Raw genomic sequence first — 17,855 nt, 5'->3', positions numbered from 1 at the left:
ACGACTGGCCGCCATGACGTGGGTGGCACTGCTTAAAACGAACAGCGTGCAAGACCTTGACCCGCTTCGGCGGGTTTTTTTACGCCTGCAATTTGACCTGCAAAAACCCTGTCCCTTTGTAGGGTTCGCTCGACCCCCCCCCTGTCTTGACACTTGTTCGTAAGTTGAGCGCTACGCGCGCAGCGATGAGTAGGCCGTTGTTTGGCCTGCATTGCTAAGCCCCAAGCGGCCACGGCGATATGTGGCGGGACAGGCATGAATACCGAACAAGAAGCGTTTTTACAGCAGCACGCCGACGGCGAAATGACCGCAGAACAGGCTGCCCGGCTTTTAGAGCTGGGTGAGGGCGATACCGGCTTGCCGGAAATTGGTGGCGAGCCCTGCGCCACCCCTGAGAACGATCCAGCGCCAGGCGATGCGAAGGCCAGCAACGAGCCCGAGCTGACACCCGATAACGCGGTGATTTTGGCGCGGGACGGCAAGCACACCATCGACTACCAGAAGTTAGTGGATGAACGCGAAGCCGCGAAGACAGCCCGCGAGGGCGAACAGCGGGAGCGGGAGCGAGCAGAGGCCGCCCTGCAGGAGTTAGCCGAACTAAAAGCCCAGTCTCAACAGCGTGCGGACGCCGGGATAGCGCCCACCAAAACCGACAACCAAGTGGCTGCTGCTGAAGCGGCCATCGAGGCCGGTGTTGACCCTGAGTTGTTCGGCGACTTCAGCGAGGAAGCCATTGCCAAGGGCGTGTTGCATTTGGTTCGGCAGCAGACCGCAGCGCTGCAACAGCAGTTTGACGAGAAGCTGGCGAACGCCCTTAGCCCCTTCCAGCAAGAGAAGGCGCGCACCGTCGAGGATGCCCACTTTGGTGCCATCTACGCCGCGCACCCCGACCTCGACTCGATCACCGAAAGCAAAGAGCTGGCCGACTGGCTCAAGGCTCAGCCCGCGTATGTACGCGCCGGGTATGACCACCTGAGCCAGAAAGGCACCGCCGCCGAAGTGATCGAGTTCTTCGACACGTTCAAGCAAGCCACTGGAAAGACGCAGGCCGCGCCATCGGCTGACCCGAAGGCCGCCGCCAAAGCCGTTATCGCCCAATCACGCCCCGCTGTGCCAGCAAGCCTCTCGGACATTCCGGGCGGCACCGCAGGCCCAGCTTCGCGTGATGAGGCGCTGGCGCAAATGGGGAGCGTGGAAATGGCTGAAGCCATGGCCTCGATGACCCCCGAACAAATCGAAGCCTATTTGAACCGGCAGCTTTAACGCGCCGCCGTCCCGACTACAGGAGGTCATCACATGACCAACAAAACGAATACCCCTTACGGTGATAAGACCGCGCAGATTCAACAGGCCGTTGGCTTGTTTGCATCGCACAACCAGCGCAATACCACCATGAACCGCCTGACCGGCAAGATGCCGACGGGTACGGCCGGCGCCGAAATGACCCTGCGCAAGCAGAGTTCTTCGCACATGCCCATCGTCAAGTGTATGGACCTGGGCAAGAGCACTGGCGACGAGGTGACGTTCCACCTGCTGAACCCGGTGGGCGCCAAGCCGATCATGGGCAGCGCCAACGCTGAAGGCCGTGGCGTCGGCATGAAGCTGTCCGAAGACCGTCTGCGCGTGGATCAAGCGCGTTTCCCGGTTGACCTGGGCAACGCCATGACCAGCATCCGCAGCCCTGCCGACTTCCGCAAGCTGGGCCGCCCAGTAGCGCAAGGCCTGGCTGACAAGTACGTCGACCAGAGCAACCTGGTGCACATGGCGGGTGCGCGCGGCTTTAACGACAACATCGAGTGGGTGGTTCCGACCACTGCCGACTCGGACTTCGCCGCCATCATGGTCAACCCGGTGAAGGCGCCGACCAAGAACCGCCACTTCATCGCCGACGGCGGCAATGGCGTGAAGCCGTTCACCGTCAACGCTGGCGAAGTCGACCTGGTGTCGACTGACCTGCTGAAGATGGACACCGTTGACGGTATCCGCACCTACATGGAGCAGATCGCGCTGCCGCCGCCACCGGTCATTTTCGAGGGCGACGAAGCCGCCACCGATTCGCCGCTGCGCGTGTTGCTGGTTTCGCCGGCGCAGTACAGCACCTTCGCCACCGACCCGAACTTCCGTTCGTTCCAGGCCAGCGCTATGGCGCGTGCCAGCCAGGCGAAAGGCCACCCGCTGTTTAAGGGTGACGCGGGCCTGTGGAACGGCGTGTTGATCGTCAAGATGCCGAAGCCGATCCGCTTCTATGCGGGCGACACCATCAAGTATTGCGCCTCCTACACCAGCGAAGCGGAAACCAGCTGCATCGTGCCGGCCTCCTTTGGCACTACGCACGCGGTCGACCGCGCCATCCTGCTTGGCGGCCAGGCCGTTGCTGAAGCCTGGGCCGCCTCGGACAAGTCGAAGATTCCGTTCTTCTGGTCTGAGAAGGAGCTGGACCACGGCGACAAGTGCGAGCTGCTGCTGGGCATGATCCGGGGCGTTTCCAAGATTCGCTTCGATGTGGATCACGGCGACGGCAGCCAGTTCACCGACTACGGCGTGACGGTATTCGATACCGCCGTGCCGATCATCGGCGCCCGCAAGTAATGCGATGGGCCTGCTAGCCAGGCCCATCCGTTCCATCTGATTGAAGGAGGCCATCATGGCTAAGGTAACGATTAACCAGTTTCGCGGTCGCCAATTCGGCGGCGCTTCCCCGTTCGGCAACCTGTCGGTGCTGACCTACGCGCTGGCCACTGCTGCCAATGGCGGCGCGGTTGGTGCTGACTCTGCTGCGCCACTGGCAGTAGATGACAAGGTAGTCCTCGGCACTCTGCCGGCCGGCATGCGCCTGGATGACTGCACGCTGGTGATTTCCACTGCAATGTCCGCCACCGTCACCGGTTCGCTCGGCTTTGAGTACGAGGACGGTGAAGACAGCGCTGCTGTGCCGCAGGACGCGGCGTATTTCGGCGCCGGCATTGCCCTGAGTTCTGCCGCTCGCCTGCGCAACGCATCGAGCAAGGCCATCGTGACGCTGCCCAAAACGGCGAATCTGGTCCTGACCATCGCAGGCGCCCCAAACGCCAAGGCGAGCAAGGTCGACGTAGCGGTAATCGGCGAACTGCTTGGTCCGAAGTAATCCACTAGCGGGAGGGCTTCGGCCTTCCCGCGCTCAGGAGTAATGCCGTGTCTAAGTTAATGAGTGTTGCGCTGATGGCGATGGTTTGCCATGAAGCGAATCGCGCGTACTGCCAGTCGCTCGGCGATGACAGCCAGCCTGCATGGGCAGACGCACCGCAATGGCAAAAGGACAGTGCCGAGGCGGGTGTGAAAATGCACCTGGCCAACCCGGATGCAACCCCGGCTGACTCGCACGCTTCCTGGCTGGCGGGTAAAGAGGCCGACGGCTGGACCTATGGCCCGGTCAAGGACGCCGACGCCAAGACCCACCCTTGCTTTATGCCGTATGACGACCTGCCGGCCGAGCAGAAGGCTAAGGACTTCATCTTTCGTGGCGTAGTGCATGCACTGGCAGCCGTACCGATCACCGTCGAGGCAGAGCCTGAACAGCGGCCGAGCAGCGCCAAGGTGCTGATCGTCGACGACGTACAGGCGGGCTATGCACTGGTGGAATACATCGGTCGCCGCGAGTCGTGGAAGGACCACCTTTACCAAACCGGTCTGACCTTTGAGCGTGGCCAGGTGCGTTCTGTGCCTCACGACATTGCGCGCAAGCTGCTGCGCCACGGCGATATGTTTGCCGTTGGCAAGACGGCCCCGCGCACCACTAAGGCGACCAAGGCGGCCAGCACGGACGATACCGACGCCCTGCTGGAAGAAGCCGGCAAGCGTCAGGAAGAGCAGCGCACCGAGCTGTCTGACCTGCAAGACCTGCGCGACCGCGTGATGCTGATGGACAAGGCCGCCCTGCGCGAGTTTGCCACCAACAACTACCGGCAGACGTTCGGCAGCCGGGACACGGTAGACGTCATGCGCACCAAAGCTATTGGCTTCATTGACCAGTACGGGGCTGTCTGATGACGCGCGACGAGCTGACCAAGGCGTTTCGCATCGACGTGCAGGACACGGTTAAGCCGTACCTGTTCGACGACAGTACGGTGCATGGCTGGCTGGCTGAGGCCGAGGCAGAAGCGGCTATTCGTGGGCGCTTACTGCATGAGTCGAGCAATGCGCTTGTGTGCGAAATCGACGCCGAGGTCGGCACGTCGGTGTATCAGCTGCATCCGGCGCTGTACGAGATAAGCAGCGTTGGTTTCCGCCTGGTCGGTGCGCCACGGCGCGAGCCGGTCAAGCTGGTGTCCGTCGAGTACCTGGATGACCGGGTGCGCGATTGGCGCGATCTGGACGGCACGCCGACTTACGCCATTCAGTCCGAAACCTCTATTCGCTTGGTACCGCGCCCATTGGCGGCCGGCACCTTGCTGATGGAGTGCTACAGACTGCCGCTGAAGTCGCTCGCCGAGAACGGCACGGCCAAGCCAGAAATACATGTGGCGCACCATCGCCACCTGGTCGACTGGGCGTTGTTCCGTGCCTACGGCTTGCCTGACTCCGAAACCATGAACCTGGGCAGCGCTGATGCAGCTGAGCGCCGCTTTACCAACTACTTCGGTGTACGTCCGGACAGCAATCTGCGCCGGATCACGCGCGAAGACGGACCACACCACAATCAGGCGCACTTTCTATGAGTCAGACAGCCGACAAAGTAATGAGCGCGGCCAGTTATGCAGGCGGCGCGGTGTCCGTGGCAGCAGGCCTGACGCTGACCGAATGGGGAGTCATCGTCGGCATCGTGACAGCGCTGCTTACGTTCCTGGCCAATCAGTTGTGGCAGGTGCGCAAGTACCGGATGGAGCTGCGCATGCAGGAGACTGCTGATGCTCGGGCACAGCGCATCCATGACCTTGAGGTCCAGCGCCTGTGTCGCCAGCTGCCAGGCTCAAACACTTGCGAGCTGCAGGGAGGTGGCGAGTGACAGGGCGCGTTAGGACGCTTGCTGCTGCTCTTACGTTGAGCGCGATAGGGTTTGCCGGGTGGATTGCCAGCGAAGGCAGTAGCCCCGCAGTCAAGCAGGATGGCGCTGAGTTACTGGCGCCGCACATCCCTACCAAGGGCGACGTACCCACCATTGGTTATGGCTCAACCCGCTATGAGGACGGTACGCCTGTCACGCTGGCTGACCGCCCGATTACCCGCGAGCGTGCTGACCAATTGGCGCGAGCACTTCACAGCGAGGAAGAGCGGCGTTTCCGCGCCACGCTTCCTGGCGTGAAGCTGTACCAAGAGGAATACGACCTGTACCTGGATTTTACGGGCCAGTACGGCATCGGCAATTGGAGCCGGTCAGCCATGCGCCGTGAACTGCGTGCAGGAAATTACGGAAAGGCCTGCGCCGCGCTGCTGTCGTATCGGTTCGCCGCAGGCTACGACTGCTCAACCCTGGTCAACGGCAAGCCCAACCGACGCTGCTGGGGTTCATGGCAGCGGCAGTTAAAGCGCCATGCTCAGTGCATGGCCGCACAAGGAGGACAGTGATATGCGCCTACGTCAACGCAAGCGTGTAGTCGCTCGCCGAAAGCCAGTGCTGACGCCTGAGAAAGTGCAGGCGCCCACTGACGATATGCCGGTGGCCCTGACCTACCCAATCGCCAAAGGGGCAAAGCCATGCGCGTATTGATCGCCATTACGGCCGCTCTTAGCGTCCTGTTGGTCCTGGCGCTGTGGCGCATCGATAACGTCACCAGTGAGCGCGATAACGCGGTAACGGCGGCCGACGAGAGTGCCGTTAAGGCTGAATCACTGCGCGTCACGCTGCGTATCAGCCGTGAGCTGATCACCGACTACCAGGCGGCCGAGGCCGAATACCAGAAGGAAACGACCGATGCTCAAGATGAAGCTGATCGTCTGCGCCGCTGTCTTGCTGATGGCACTTGCGGGCTGCGAGTCAATGCCACCTGCGTGCGAGTGGACCGCCCCACCGCCATTGCCGGCGAGCCTGATGCAGGAACCGCAGAGCTTACAGCCGCTGCTGGATGGGATTATTCAGCCCTACAGCAAGGGCTCAAACAACACCGCGCCCAAATAAAGGGGCTACAGAAAGCCCTTATCGGCCTGCACAGCAAGTGCAAAATAATCGGAGTTGGCAGCAATGGCTGAGCAGATCGATCTAACTATCACCCGCGGCAAGACCTTTGAGTTTGGCTTTCTGTACGCCGACGATGAACCGCGCCAGTTCATCATCGAGGGCATGCCAAGCAAAGCACCGCTGCGCCTTACCGTGCAGGCTCATGGCCTGCCGGAGGGCTGGCCTTTTTGGGTGACGTGCGTAAAGCGTCCTGCTGAGCTGAACACGGCGGTGCAGTCGAGCGATGCGCGTGAAGTGATCGAGGCCGAGCCTTACTTTGTGACCGTCGTTGACGAGAACACCATCGAGGTTCCAGGTGTAGTGGCCTTCTGCTGGAAAGATTTGGTCGGCCAAGGGTTGCTGATAACGCGGCCGCCGGTCGACCTTACCGGCTGGCACTGTCGCGCCCAGGTGCGTGACAAGGCTGGCGGTCAGGTTTTGTTCTCTTGGCACAGTGATCCGGCTGAAACCCGAGACGGTACTGCGATTGTTGATGTGGGCCTGAGCGCGTTCTTCTTGACGATGGACGCTGCCACTTCGGCGGGCCTCAGTTGGAGGCGTGGTGTGTACGACGTTGAGGCGATCGCCCCTACTGGCCAAATTTACTCACTGACTGCCATCAGCCAGATGGTAGTTGAGAATGAGGTGACAGCATGAGCCCGCTTTACATTACGAAGCGAGGTAGTCGGTCCGTTATATCGGCCGGCATGCGCGGTATCGCTGGCGGCGGCCCTGGAGGCAGCGGCGGGGTGCGCACATTCAATACCAGGTCGGGTGTTGTAGTCCTCATAGGCGCTGACGTAACCGCAGCTCTTGGTTACACGCCGGCCAATGGTGCAAGCCTGGCAGCGGTTGCCTTCTCCGGGGCTTATTCGGCGCTAACTGGCAAGCCGTTCATCCCAACAACTGCCGCGCAAATAGGCGCAGCAACACAGAGCCAGGGCGAACTTGCGGCAACGGCTGTGCAGCCGGAGGCGCTGACCATAGCCCTGAATAGCAAGGTGGACAGGGCAGAAGGCTACGGCCTAAGCCAAGAAAACTTCACGCTCACAGAGAAGAACAAGCTGGCCGGCATTAGTGACAACGTGACAGCTCAGCTGGCAGACCTGACTCTGCGCCTTGAAACGCTTGAAAGCAGCGGGGGGGCGCCTAATGGCGCACTGACTGATGGCGCTGGCAATGTGCTGGTCGATGGTGCGGGCAATACACTCATAGCAGGAGCATGATCATGGCGACAAAGCAGCATATTTATGAGGGCGTGGTTCCGCCGACAGATACATTTATCGCCGAAACTGGGTCGCACTATATTGACACCAACAATGGAACGATCTGGTTTGCTGTGGATAGCGGCGTGTACGAAGGCGTGCCGTACACCTACTGGAGTGAAATGAAGGTGGTTAGTAATTTGCTCCCGCCCGTGCAGGGCGGTGGGTTTGGCACGAACTCAAAGTTTGACTTTGAGGGTGTCTTAGATGCTGGATCTGGAGTCAACCTTGGAAATGCGGGGACTATTTACACCAATGTCACAATTCAGGTTAGCGGAACAGGCGAACGCTCATACACAGTGCCAGGCAGCGAGCCATGCTATTACAAGGCTAACAGTGATGGGGCAGGCAACATGCTGTTCATGGTTACTCCGCTGAACATTTACGTCGGATAAAACAGGGCTGGTAGGATTTTAGCCCTATGTAACTCTGAAAGCCCGCCACGTGCGGGCTTTTTGTTGCCTGTAGACGAGAGCGCCCCAGTGACATTACTCCAATACATCAAGTATCCGGCGACTCAGCTACGGCATATATACTTTCACAAATAACCTGGTACTCCGTTCGCGCAGAACCATCCATTAATATTGGGGTCATGGTGTTTTTGCTGAAGAAATTTAGTCCTTGAGTCATCAGGTAGGTTTCTACTTCCATAGGTTCTCCTGTGACCGCGTGGGCGGCTAAAACACGAATACAACCCAAGCACTCTGCGGACTTCAGATTAGGAACGGTCAGGCTCATTTTGACGGTGTATTTTTTGCCAAAAACTGTGCCTTTTCCGTACGGAGGATTTTCGCTAACTACCTCGAATTCGTTGCCAAGGTCGCTGGCTATTTCTTGCCAGCGGGTTATGTGTTTAAGAAAATTTATTTGTATTTGCTGGAACTGTTCATCCATGTTCAAGAAGAGAGACTTGATAGATCCTGTTTTGGTGAGGCGAAGCTGTTCCATGTGATATGAGCCCTGACTGTATGGTTCGAGTGGACACTATAAATACAGCTAATACTGCCATCCACTCAAACGATGTGCGCGTACTCTTGCTGCTTTGTGAAGCCTGACCCCCTGTAGGGTTCGCCCCCTAAATCGCCGTAATCCAGTATCTGCTCATCACAAGCAGGTACGGATATGGCTGAACGCATCGAGCAAACGAACTGGGGTGGCGGCATCGACAACCTGTCGCGCCGTGAGCGAGTCAAAGAAGGTTGCGTGCGCGACGCGTTGAACGTCACCCCGACCAATGGAGGCACCTTTACCCTGCGCCCTGGCGCTGAGCTAGTGGTGTCGGGCAGTCGTATTCGGGGCGTATTGTCGGTTGGCGCTGACGTGCTGTATGCCGAGGGCGACAAGTTGATGCGCCTCGACACTCGCACCGGCACCACTGAGCAGCTGGGCAGCATTCCGCCTGCGGGCGCCTTCGCTGGCGCAGTGCTCAATGACGAGCTGTTTATCAGCACTGAAGCCGACTGCCTGCGCTATAAGGCGGGCGTGCTGCGTGGCTGGGGGCTAGGTGAATGTCGTTTTGACGTGCAGCGGGGTACTGGCCAGCTGGTCAAGGGCATGTATCAAGTGGTGTGCGTGCAGATCAATCAGCACGGCGAGGAAAGCCCGACCGTGGCTCCCGCCTCAATTGCGCTACTGGACGGCTGCTCGCTGGAAGTGACGTGTGATCCTCTGCCGGGGCATAGCGTGCGCGTGTACGCCTCAACCGCTGACGGCGAAACCCTGTACTTGCAGGGCGTGGTCAGCGGAGCGCTGAGCCTGCAAACCTTGCGCGACGACACTGCTCGCTTTCAGGGCGGCGGCGAGCTGTCGCCAATCCCTTGCCGAATGCTGGCCCAGGTCGGCGGCTCGCTCGCCTGCGCCAGCGGCGGCCTGTTGTGGCTTACTGCACCTATGCGCCCCCATGTGCGCAGCAGTCTGGAGCGCTTCTTTCAGTTTGCCGCGCCGGTTGGTGTGCTGCTGAAGGCGGGCGATGGCCTGTTTGTCTCGGCCGACAAAACCTATTTCTTGAGCGGCATCGAAGGCCCGGCCCCGAGCCAGCGTGAAGTGCTGCCTTACCCGGCTATTACCGGCACCGGGGTACAGCTGCGCGACGGTCGAGCCGCTTGGATGACCCCTTACGGGCTGGCTATTGGTCAGGCGGACGGCAGCGTCAGCCTGGTTAGCAGTGACCGCTTCGCCCCGTCCTGTGGCACTGCCGGCACAAGCGCGGCAATTGACCTGGACGGTAATCAAACCGTTGTAACCGGCATGACTGGCCCGCGTGAAGACGCCGGAATGGTTGCCCGCGACTATTACGAAGTGGAGATCGTGCAGTGAAAGAGACAACTGACTGGGGCTTTACCTTCTACCCCGAGCTGACCCTACCGAGCGGCGAGGTCGTCACCGGCCAGCCTGTGCATAACCGCATCCCTAACGAGGGCATTGACCACCTTACCGGGCTATTCCTTGGTACATCGCCACTGATTAGCGCCTGGCACGTCGGCCTGTTTGAAAAGAACTATGTGCCGGTGGCGGAAACCGTTGCCGCCGACCTGCCGCTGACGGTGGCTGAATGTACCACCTACACCAGCGCCACGCGCCCATTGTGGACGCCTGACACGGTAGGAGCGGGGGTGATCGACAACATGGTCAACCGCTCCAGCTTTGAGTTCACCAGCGACAAGCGCCTGTATGGCGGCTTCCTTGCCTCGTCCTCGGACAAGGCGTCGGGCACTGGCCTGCTGTTCTCTATCGCGCGCTTTAACACGCCTATCGACGTGACGGCGGGCAGTACGCTGCGCCTGCGCATCGCCACTGTCTTCGTCACCAGCTAAGGAGGTCGCATGGCCAACACTACGCATTCAAGCGCTGAAATCATCAAGCAGCTGTTTACCACCGAGGCGCTGGCCGCGCGGCCGACCGCTTGGTTTGTGGCAGCGCACACTGGCGAGGCTGGCATTGACGCCAGCTCCAACGAAGTCAGCACCGGCAGCGATGCCAACTACGCGCGCCAAGCCGTGACGTTCGCCACATCGGTTGAGCTCGGCGTGACCAGCGCCAAGAACACCGCCGACCTGGCCTTTCCTGCGTCGGCCGCGGCTGCGCCGTACACCGTGCGTTCCGTGTCGATCCATACGCAGAGCAGCGGCGGCATTGCCCTGGCTGTGCTGCCGCTTGATCCACCGCGCATCGTGCAGCCGGGTGGCGTGCTGCGCTTCCCAATCAATGAATTGATTATCGAGGGCTTCTGTCATGGCGACTAAAATCAGCACTGGGCTGGCCAACTACCTGCTGGGCGTCGGCTCGCTTCGGCAGGCCATGCAGGGTGCAGTGATTCGCGTGTACTCGGGGCAAGAGCCGCAGGCGGCAGACAGTAGCCTGCCGGGCGATGCTGTGCTGCTTGCAGAGTTTTCCGTCGACGGCACCGGCGCCGGCTTGTCGCTGCAGCCCACTGCGACAGGCGCGGTGATTGCCAAAAACCCCGACGAAGCCTGGCGCGCTACTGCCGTCGGCACCGGCACGGCGTCTTGGTTCCGCTGGACGCAGCCAAGCGACGCAGGCGGTTCGGGTTCGACTTATCTACGCCTGCAAGGCGCGGTATCGGTTTCCGGCGCAGAACTGAACTTCTCGTCGCTGAGCTTTGCCCAGGGCGCGATCCAGAAGGTTGATTACTTTGCCGTGGCAATGCCGGCCAACTGAGGCTCAACATGGCCAATCGCCTAAGCAAGGAACTGCAATACATCTTCGACCGTGGGCAGGAGGGCTGGTCCGCCAGCGGCCCGCGCACGTTTGAGGTGCTGCAAGCGGCCAGCGCCAATGGCGGTTATGACGACTACCGGGTTGGCCTGTTCCGGCAGTGGACGGCTGAGCGTGGTGGCACGGAAACCTGGATACGCTATGACCCGCTGACCAATCGCGGCGGCTACTACGTCTTCTACTGGCCTGCCCGCGCAGCTCGCCCGCGCATCCCGCCGAGCATCAAGGTGAAGACTCGCGCCGGCTGGAATGCCAAGGGCGATTCTATCTACCTGAGTGCGGCGGATTTTGCTTTTCGCTTCGACTACGCCAAGCACCCTAATGGTGGCGTGATCGTCGGCGTTGCAGCGGCTCAAGGCGCAGGTAGTCAAGCATTCACTACGGCCGAGATTGTCGGCGGGGTGATGCTGCGCGATGGCTCGATTGAAGTGGTCAGCCGTGGCCTGACCCTGGCCGTAGCGCCGTACACGCCGCAGCAGCAGCCTGCTATTGCGGTGCGCCGTGTGGGCAGCCAGGTAATCGTCAGTGTCGGTGACTGGGCGTATTCGGTGGTAGGCCAGTTGCATGGCGCGGCCTTTGTTCGCGCCATGCCCTACACCGCAGGTGACTACATCAACAATCCGGCGCTTTCCTTCCCTGTGGTGGGTGGCGCAACCGGTGCAGTAGGTTTCCGTGCGGCGGTGCCTGACTTCGCCAGGGCTAAAGGTGGCGTAGGCTTCCGGTTGAAGAAGCTGGCCGCCAAGGACCGCATAGGCTTTGCGGGGTGGGCGAGTGGCTGGGTGGACGCATCGGGGCGCGCCAAGGCCGGGGTAGGCTTTGGCGTTCGCCTGGCAGCTGCTGGTGGCACGCTGCGCGCGACACTGCCAGGGCTTTCCGTGTTTGGTGGGAGTGGCGAGGGTAGTAAAGGGTTGGCCAGGCTGCCGCGCCTCAGTGCGCAGGGCGATGGTGGCTTTTACATTGTGCCGGGTGGTGGCGCGCTATTGGCCCTGCTGCCGCCTGCGGCCTACGGTTCCGGCTTGGTTGGGTTTATCGGCAACAGCGACATTACCCTGCCGGCGCTGGCCTGTGGCGGCGGTGACTACGCCTATGGCTTTGGCCGCCTGCGCTTGCCACGGCTACGGGCGTTTGGTGACGAGGGGCAGACCTTCCCCGGCCTGGCCGACCTGATCATTACGATCAATGTGGCGCAGGCCTACCAGTCGCAGCTGGCGCTGCTGGTGTCGATCCGCGAGCAGGTGGGTGTCTCGGTTGAGCTGTCGCTTACGGCGTTGTTTGCCGAGGCGCTGTTTGAGTCGCTGAGCATGACCGGTAACGTAAGCGTGTCGACGCTGCTGAATGCCATCCTCACTGAGCGGGTGTCTATCGTTGACGCACTTGATCGCATCAAGGGCGAGGCAGTGCAGTACGCCACCAACGTGCTAACCGGTGCGGTATCGCGCTATGAAGGCTTCGACTTTGTGAGCTTCGCCAGCGTTGGCCAGGACACCTACGCGGCGGCCGAGAACGGTATTTACCGTGTGACGCACAACAGCGAACCTCTGCAGGCTGCCATTGAGTTTGCCGCCGTAGGCGCTGGTGCCGGCAACGGCAAGCGCCTGGAGTCGGTTTACCTTGGACTGGACAGTGATGGTGAAACCTATCTGCGCGTAACCGGTGATGATGGCGTGGAGCGCTCTTACAAGGCAGTCGGGCGCGGCGGCATGCTGCGCGGGCAGATGGCCAAGGGCGTGAAGTCGCGGCACTGGGATGTGCGCCTTGAGGTGCTCGACGCCACCAGCCTGGAGCTGGATCGCGTGGAATGGCTGATGCCGATTTCAGCGAGGCGCGTGTGATGCGCCATGTGCTGATCCGCTTTGCTGGCGAGATAGATGCTGTGGTGCGACGTAAAGCGCGCCAGCTCGGCCAGGCTACGCGACCAGGGCATAAAAAGACGCTGGTGTTTCGGGGCTACATCGTCAGTGCGATTGGCGGGGATGACCGCGTGGTTGTGACCGCCATCGAACTGCCTTCGACGCTGCGCGAGCAGGAGAACTTTGTTTTCAGCCTGGATTACAGCTACCTGCTCAGGACGTACAACATCCGCAAAGGGTTGCTGCTGCGACCGCAGTGGGAGCCATTAAAGCCGGGGGTTTACAAGGACAAGCCGCGCAGCAAAATCAGCAGCGTGTACTTTAGCTGCGTGACCCGCTCTGGTCCTGACCGCATGCGACAGCTTTATACACCGCAAGAGGATATGCGCGAGGCGGACTACCTCATGGCGCGATCAGCAGGGATAATCGACCAAGACCAGCGCCGACTGCGCTACGAGGTCGAAGTGAACGCCCAGTACCGCGTGACCATGCTGGACGAAGACGGCAGTGCTCGGCCGTGGCCTTTTGCGTACACCTCATGGCGTGGCGTGCTGGCCCCGCTGAATGACAGCATGCTGGTCAAGGTGGATACGCAGGGCAGGCGCTTGGTGGCAGACGGCTACGAGCTGTACATCGAATCGGGCTACCTGAGTCAGCTGTATGGTTCGCGCGTGCGCTTTATCGGCGCACCGACCCGCACCAATGACCTAACAGACACCGCCAAGCCCTACGGCGACCCGCCACCGACGTTCTTCTATGACGGCCAGCCAGTGCAAGCCCCGCAGCTATTCGGCAAGCGGCCGGGGGATGTAAACAGCCAGTCGTATAGCCAGGGCGTGCGAAACCCCTGGCCCCTGCAGTCAACCCTGGAGGCATTCGGCGCCAGGCCGCAAGCCTGCCACCCGCATGTAGCGCCCAGCTGCGACGCGCCGACGGATAACTCGCCAGGCTATGACGCGGCGCTGTTGATGTTCCCGTGCGTCAACGTGCCTGACGCCTTCGACGTAATGAGCGTTGAGGCGAATGACGAATACGAAGTGCCAGGCCAAGTCACGCGGCGCACTGGCAACCTGTCGTCGCTATCATTCGTGCTGGGCGCTGGCGATATGCTCAACAGCACTGATGGCACGGCGGTGATGGGCTACGGCACGCCGCTGGCTTGCGTGCTCGCGGTCAATCCGAAGGTCGCGCTTACCGAAACCGAGGCCGCCAGCCGGCTTGGCGACCGGGAAGACCGCATACCCAATCTGTTTAGCCCGCCATCGCCCTACAGCAACGGAGCGCGCTACCCGCACCCACTGGGCGAAGTGGAATCGCTTGGCGCTATTGGTCAGTACCTGGACGCGGCACGCCTGGTCGAGGGTGAGCCGATGCCTGACATAGGCGCACACCTGTTCGTATCGCTTTACGACCTGCCGGCATGGATTTGGCCGGATAAGGTGAAAGACGCTTGGACGCAGTTCATTACCGCGTCCGGGGCCGACCTCGAGGAAGAACCCAAGCTACTCAGCGATCAGCGCATGAGCGCGGTTTTTGGCGAGGTGCGCTCGACGCAAGTGGGCAATCAGCTGGAGCTGCTGTTTTCCGTGACCTCGCGCGCCACCACTACGGTGAGCGTGGTCAATCGCTTGCGCGAATATGACAACTGGGGCCAGCCCAAGCTGGATGGCAATGGTCAATTTATCTATTACGGCCCCACCGACGCCCCGGTTCACCAGACCAAAACCGCGCTGGCGAAGGTCACTGCGACTATTAACGCGAGCGACGGGCGCATTACCGGCATAACCCCAGTGAGCCATGAGCTGTTGCACCGGGATGTTCTCGGCCCGACCCGCTCAAGCCTGTTCGCGGGCGGCATGGACGCCAGCACGGCCAAGTACCCGGCCATGCTGTGGGGTGGAGTGATGCAGGGCAAGCGCGTGTACCTGGCCCGCGCTGTGCGCTATCTGCGTGATGAGTTTTGTGGCTCGCTGGAGCAGCGCACGCGCTCATTCCAGACGGGCACCGAGAACGGTAGCAGCTTCTTTGAGGACAACGGCCGCTATGGTCCGCGCCCTGACCAGGCGGCCTTTGAGGAGCTGTGGCTGATGGTCAACGGTGCGCGCACGGTCATTGCCGCGCCGAACAACTTTGTGTTTGCGCCAACCATTGATGGTGACGATTATTTTTTCGGCAGCGCTTACCGGCCTCTGCTGGGTGTCAACACCAGCAACAACGAATCATGGCTGATCGGCACCAGCAACGGTCAGGTCAAGCGCACGGCCAAAGACCGCATGCTGGAAGAACGCTACGGCCTTGGTGCGGTGTTCAACACGGTGGCGCAAATCAGCTCGACCGACATTATGGTGCTGATGCATGAGCCAACCCTGGAAGGCAGCGTAGAGCGTGGCGTCGCCCTGTTGCGGATTAACATTAACAGTGGGGCGCAGCAGGTGGTGTTCACGGGCGACTTGCCCAATAGCCCGAACGGAGCGCCTTCCGGGCGGTTTTTCTCGCTGAACTGCTACCAGCGCGAGGTGCTGAAAGATGGCGAGGTGGTGATGCCAGCGCACTTATTCCTGCGCGAGGGCAGCGGCGGGCTATTCGATCACCGCACCTATCTGTTTGCTTCCGCAGACGGCGGCGCGTCGTGGGTGATGGTGCGCGACGATCTTGGCGGCGGCGGCGGCCTTGGTCAGTACATTGATACAGCGGAAATGAAAAGCGGCGCGGTTGACCCGGCCTCACCACTTTATAAGGGGCGCACAGATGAGCAGTAATTACCCAGCCACAACCAACAACCTTTTTGGCATTGCCAACCGCGCGCTAACCGAGGCGCTGAACACGCGCAGCCTGATCGTCAACACGCGGTCACGCACGCGCGTCAAGCAGGCCAAGTTTGATCACGAAGTAGGTAAGCCGAATACACAGCCACCACCGGCTTTCAGCGATCTGTTTGCCGGTGGCGACAGCACGTCGACCGAGATTGTCCGTCTGAACGGCGAGGCTGACGAGTGGATACAAAAATACTTCCCCAGCATCGGTGCGGGGATCAATAAGTCGCTGCCAGAAGACTTTCTGCTTAACGTGATCAGCGGCGTTAAACCGTTTGGCTTGGATGAAACAGTGTTTGAGCGTATCTGGCACAAGGCTCGCGACCGCGCCTACCGTGCGCAGACGACTGAATCAAAGACCCTGGCGGCGACGTTCTCCGGTGCTGGCTTTACCCTGGCCCCTGGAGCGATGGTCGCCGCACTGACAGAGAGCGAGCAGCGTGCCAGCCTGGCGATAGCAGCAGTGAACATCGAGCAGGCGGTCAAAGAGGCCGAGATTAAGCTGGAGCTGCTGAAGTTTGCCGAAGAGCAAGCGATCAACTTGAAGCTGGGGCTTATGCGCTCAATGGCGGACTTCTACCGCATGTGGTTCGCCATGCCTGACCGCGATCTGGAGCGTGCCCGCGTGCGGGCTCAGGCGATGGGCACCTTCTACCAGGCGCTGTCCAGCTACCACAACGTCGAAGTAGCGTTTGAGCGGTTGAACCTGGAAACCGAGAAAGCCGGCGCTGACATTGACGTGCAGAACGCGCGGATCGCCCTGGACGCCAGCAACGACTTCGACGCTAACCTGTCGGCGCTTGGACAGGCGGCAAGCGCATTTGCCAACGTAGCCAGTGGCGCTGCGAGTGCGGCCGGTACGTTGGTGGCCGAAGTGGAGAACCTGTGATGATCGATAAAAAGTCCGTTGCCATCATCATTTTGCCACCAGAGTACCGGCCAACAGACCCTTACCCGCCCGCAGCCGTGGACAATCCCACATTGTTATTTGAGTCTTATGACGACTATCACGGCTGGCTTTCAGAGAAAGTTTGTAGGCTTGCCATTCATGATCCGATTGCAGGAACAACACTGGTTAAGCGTATAGCCGCGCTGCCGATTACGGGTTTTGGTATTAAAAGTCAGCACCATGTACTGCACGGTAGTGAATGGTTTTCACCAATAGATGCGGGCGTTATATGCGCTAGTTGGGATCGGCTATTTAATGATTATCGGATGACCGTGAGCTATGCAAAATTCGCAGAGGAGGGTGCTGCAGAGCCCGACATTGAGTTGTTGCTTGGCCCTATCGCGCCATCCTCCGACGGTGATGCAAGAGTGTATTTTGCGAGTGACGGCAGAAGACTCTCGATACTCACGATGCCCGCTAACCCCGGAGGGGATGGGGCTTTTCTTTACACAATAACCCCTGAGCCATTGAGCGGTGAAAGTCGCCTCACCACCACCAGGCTTCCTCAGCTCGCATCAGGAACTGCAGGCAGTGATATGACATATGTCTCGGCGGAGCTGAATGGTGATGTTTTTTCCGCTTACACGACCAGGCAGGATTTCTAAATGGCCGCGAACAATTCATTTCAGCTTGTTGTAACCCTGAGTGAAGGGGTGCTGCCTGATGACTGGGCTGATGCTTCTAACGGTTACGAGCGCCCACCTAGTTACGGCACGAAAACAGAAAGTGAGTTTTTCGATTACGGCCTATACCGTTGGTTTCTGCATGCAGCGGGCGCCCTTGAGTCTTCGGTTGTTGTCGTCGGCGGCGAGTATTCAGCTGTCTATGCGACTGACACAGGTATTTTCTTGGGCGTTGGTATTGTTGGCGCGGATGGGTTGCCAGTGTTTGCTGAAACCCCACTGGACATTGACGCGATAGCAAAAGCTGCCGCGCCAGATATTTTGCTGATGCCTTATCTATCTCCACCCATAGCAGGGGGTGCAACTTACCTCGGCGAGGCGGTTATCCCGCCGCCGCCGCGCTTCTGGACGGGCATGGTGAATGCTATTGAAACCGTGTAAGCCTGGCGCCTAAAAGCGTTAATTCCCGCGAACCGCTGTAGGGTTCGCA

Annotated in this window: 22 protein-coding genes; 21 read left to right on the top strand and 1 reads right to left on the bottom strand. The window is 60.3% G+C overall.

All coding sequences use genetic code 11. The annotated features are described in order from the left end of the window. Positions 1 to 255: 255 nt before the first annotated feature. From BMZ32_RS13585 to BMZ32_RS13535, 12 genes are read left to right on the top strand one after another with little or no spacing between them, the layout of a single operon-like run. Positions 256 to 1,263: a hypothetical protein gene (locus tag BMZ32_RS13585; RefSeq protein WP_090242844.1), complete on the top strand. Its 1,008-nt coding sequence runs from the start codon at positions 256 to 258 to the stop codon at positions 1,261 to 1,263. Positions 1,264 to 1,296: 33 nt separating this feature from the next. Beyond that, positions 1,297 to 2,589, top strand: a complete 1,293-nt coding sequence (locus BMZ32_RS13580) for a phage capsid family protein (RefSeq protein ID WP_090242842.1) — start codon at positions 1,297 to 1,299, stop codon at positions 2,587 to 2,589. 55 nt (positions 2,590 to 2,644) lie between these two features. Further along, positions 2,645 to 3,124 carry a hypothetical protein gene (locus BMZ32_RS13575; protein WP_090242840.1) on the top strand — a complete coding sequence of 160 codons (480 nt, stop codon included), beginning with the start codon at positions 2,645 to 2,647 and terminating at the stop codon, positions 3,122 to 3,124. Positions 3,125 to 3,171: 47 nt separating this feature from the next. Then, entirely contained in the window at positions 3,172 to 4,023 is an 852-nt protein-coding gene (locus BMZ32_RS13570) for a RyR domain-containing protein (protein WP_139213960.1), read from the top strand. After that, positions 4,023 to 4,694 (top strand): phage adaptor protein, encoded by a 672-nt coding sequence (locus BMZ32_RS13565; RefSeq protein WP_090242836.1) that lies wholly within the window; start codon positions 4,023 to 4,025, stop codon positions 4,692 to 4,694. Before BMZ32_RS13570 ends, BMZ32_RS13565 begins: the two co-directional genes overlap by 1 nt. Next, positions 4,691 to 4,981 (top strand): HP1 family phage holin, encoded by a 291-nt coding sequence (locus BMZ32_RS13560; protein WP_090242835.1) that lies wholly within the window; start codon positions 4,691 to 4,693, stop codon positions 4,979 to 4,981. The genes BMZ32_RS13565 and BMZ32_RS13560 overlap by 4 nt, the downstream gene beginning before the upstream one ends. Continuing rightward, positions 4,978 to 5,541 carry a glycoside hydrolase family protein gene (locus tag BMZ32_RS13555; RefSeq protein WP_090242833.1) on the top strand — a complete coding sequence of 188 codons (564 nt, stop codon included), beginning with the start codon at positions 4,978 to 4,980 and terminating at the stop codon, positions 5,539 to 5,541. The genes BMZ32_RS13560 and BMZ32_RS13555 overlap by 4 nt, the downstream gene beginning before the upstream one ends. A 1-nt stretch (position 5,542) precedes the next feature. Then, positions 5,543 to 5,683, top strand: coding sequence for a hypothetical protein (locus BMZ32_RS19455; RefSeq protein ID WP_167376760.1), 141 nt, complete (start codon positions 5,543 to 5,545; stop codon positions 5,681 to 5,683). Next, positions 5,671 to 6,162 carry a lysis system i-spanin subunit Rz gene (locus tag BMZ32_RS13550; RefSeq protein WP_090242832.1) on the top strand — a complete coding sequence of 164 codons (492 nt, stop codon included), beginning with the start codon at positions 5,671 to 5,673 and terminating at the stop codon, positions 6,160 to 6,162. The genes BMZ32_RS19455 and BMZ32_RS13550 overlap by 13 nt, the downstream gene beginning before the upstream one ends. After that, on the top strand, positions 6,155 to 6,787 hold the full coding sequence (locus BMZ32_RS13545; RefSeq protein ID WP_090242829.1) for a hypothetical protein: 633 nt from the start codon (positions 6,155 to 6,157) through the stop codon (positions 6,785 to 6,787). Before BMZ32_RS13550 ends, BMZ32_RS13545 begins: the two co-directional genes overlap by 8 nt. Continuing rightward, entirely contained in the window at positions 6,784 to 7,356 is a 573-nt protein-coding gene (locus tag BMZ32_RS13540) for a hypothetical protein (RefSeq protein ID WP_090242827.1), read from the top strand. The genes BMZ32_RS13545 and BMZ32_RS13540 overlap by 4 nt, the downstream gene beginning before the upstream one ends. Before the next feature lie 2 nt (positions 7,357 to 7,358). After that, positions 7,359 to 7,790, top strand: a complete 432-nt coding sequence (locus BMZ32_RS13535; protein ID WP_090242825.1) for a hypothetical protein — start codon at positions 7,359 to 7,361, stop codon at positions 7,788 to 7,790. 106 nt (positions 7,791 to 7,896) lie between these two features. Here the strand turns inward: BMZ32_RS13535 and BMZ32_RS13530 are convergent, their stop codons facing one another. Next, positions 7,897 to 8,343, bottom strand: a complete 447-nt coding sequence (locus BMZ32_RS13530) for a hypothetical protein (RefSeq protein ID WP_090242823.1) — start codon at positions 8,341 to 8,343, stop codon at positions 7,897 to 7,899. 174 nt (positions 8,344 to 8,517) lie between these two features. On the opposite strand from BMZ32_RS13530, the gene BMZ32_RS13525 reads away from it, so the two are divergent. The 9 genes from BMZ32_RS13525 to BMZ32_RS13485 are packed head-to-tail and all read left to right on the top strand — an operon-like array spanning position 8,518 to position 17,806. Beyond that, positions 8,518 to 9,711 carry a hypothetical protein gene (locus tag BMZ32_RS13525; protein ID WP_090242821.1) on the top strand — a complete coding sequence of 398 codons (1,194 nt, stop codon included), beginning with the start codon at positions 8,518 to 8,520 and terminating at the stop codon, positions 9,709 to 9,711. Then, positions 9,708 to 10,208, top strand: coding sequence for a hypothetical protein (locus BMZ32_RS13520; protein ID WP_090242819.1), 501 nt, complete (start codon positions 9,708 to 9,710; stop codon positions 10,206 to 10,208). Before BMZ32_RS13525 ends, BMZ32_RS13520 begins: the two co-directional genes overlap by 4 nt. A 9-nt stretch (positions 10,209 to 10,217) precedes the next feature. After that, positions 10,218 to 10,637, top strand: a complete 420-nt coding sequence (locus tag BMZ32_RS13515; RefSeq protein ID WP_090242817.1) for a phage tail fiber protein — start codon at positions 10,218 to 10,220, stop codon at positions 10,635 to 10,637. Beyond that, positions 10,627 to 11,073, top strand: a complete 447-nt coding sequence (locus BMZ32_RS13510; RefSeq protein ID WP_090242814.1) for a hypothetical protein — start codon at positions 10,627 to 10,629, stop codon at positions 11,071 to 11,073. The genes BMZ32_RS13515 and BMZ32_RS13510 overlap by 11 nt, the downstream gene beginning before the upstream one ends. A gap of 8 nt (positions 11,074 to 11,081) precedes the next feature. Continuing rightward, positions 11,082 to 12,962 carry a hypothetical protein gene (locus BMZ32_RS13505; protein ID WP_090242812.1) on the top strand — a complete coding sequence of 627 codons (1,881 nt, stop codon included), beginning with the start codon at positions 11,082 to 11,084 and terminating at the stop codon, positions 12,960 to 12,962. Continuing rightward, the gene (locus BMZ32_RS13500) at positions 12,929 to 15,739 is read left to right on the top strand and encodes a hypothetical protein (RefSeq protein ID WP_090242809.1); all 2,811 of its coding nucleotides are present in this window, start codon (positions 12,929 to 12,931) and stop codon (positions 15,737 to 15,739) included. The genes BMZ32_RS13505 and BMZ32_RS13500 overlap by 34 nt, the downstream gene beginning before the upstream one ends. Next, complete coding sequence (locus tag BMZ32_RS13495) at positions 15,729 to 16,682, top strand: hypothetical protein (RefSeq protein WP_090242807.1); 954 nt, start codon at positions 15,729 to 15,731, stop codon at positions 16,680 to 16,682. Before BMZ32_RS13500 ends, BMZ32_RS13495 begins: the two co-directional genes overlap by 11 nt. Further along, positions 16,682 to 17,347, top strand: coding sequence for a hypothetical protein (locus tag BMZ32_RS13490; protein ID WP_090242805.1), 666 nt, complete (start codon positions 16,682 to 16,684; stop codon positions 17,345 to 17,347). Before BMZ32_RS13495 ends, BMZ32_RS13490 begins: the two co-directional genes overlap by 1 nt. Next, entirely contained in the window at positions 17,348 to 17,806 is a 459-nt protein-coding gene (locus BMZ32_RS13485; RefSeq protein ID WP_090242803.1) for a hypothetical protein, read from the top strand. It abuts the gene before it with no gap. Positions 17,807 to 17,855: the final 49 nt, after the last annotated feature.

The organism is Pseudomonas guineae (assembly GCF_900113745.1).
Classification (GTDB): Bacteria; Pseudomonadota; Gammaproteobacteria; order Pseudomonadales; family Pseudomonadaceae; genus Aquipseudomonas; species Aquipseudomonas guineae.
This window is presented reverse-complemented; position numbering and strand designations above follow the sequence as displayed.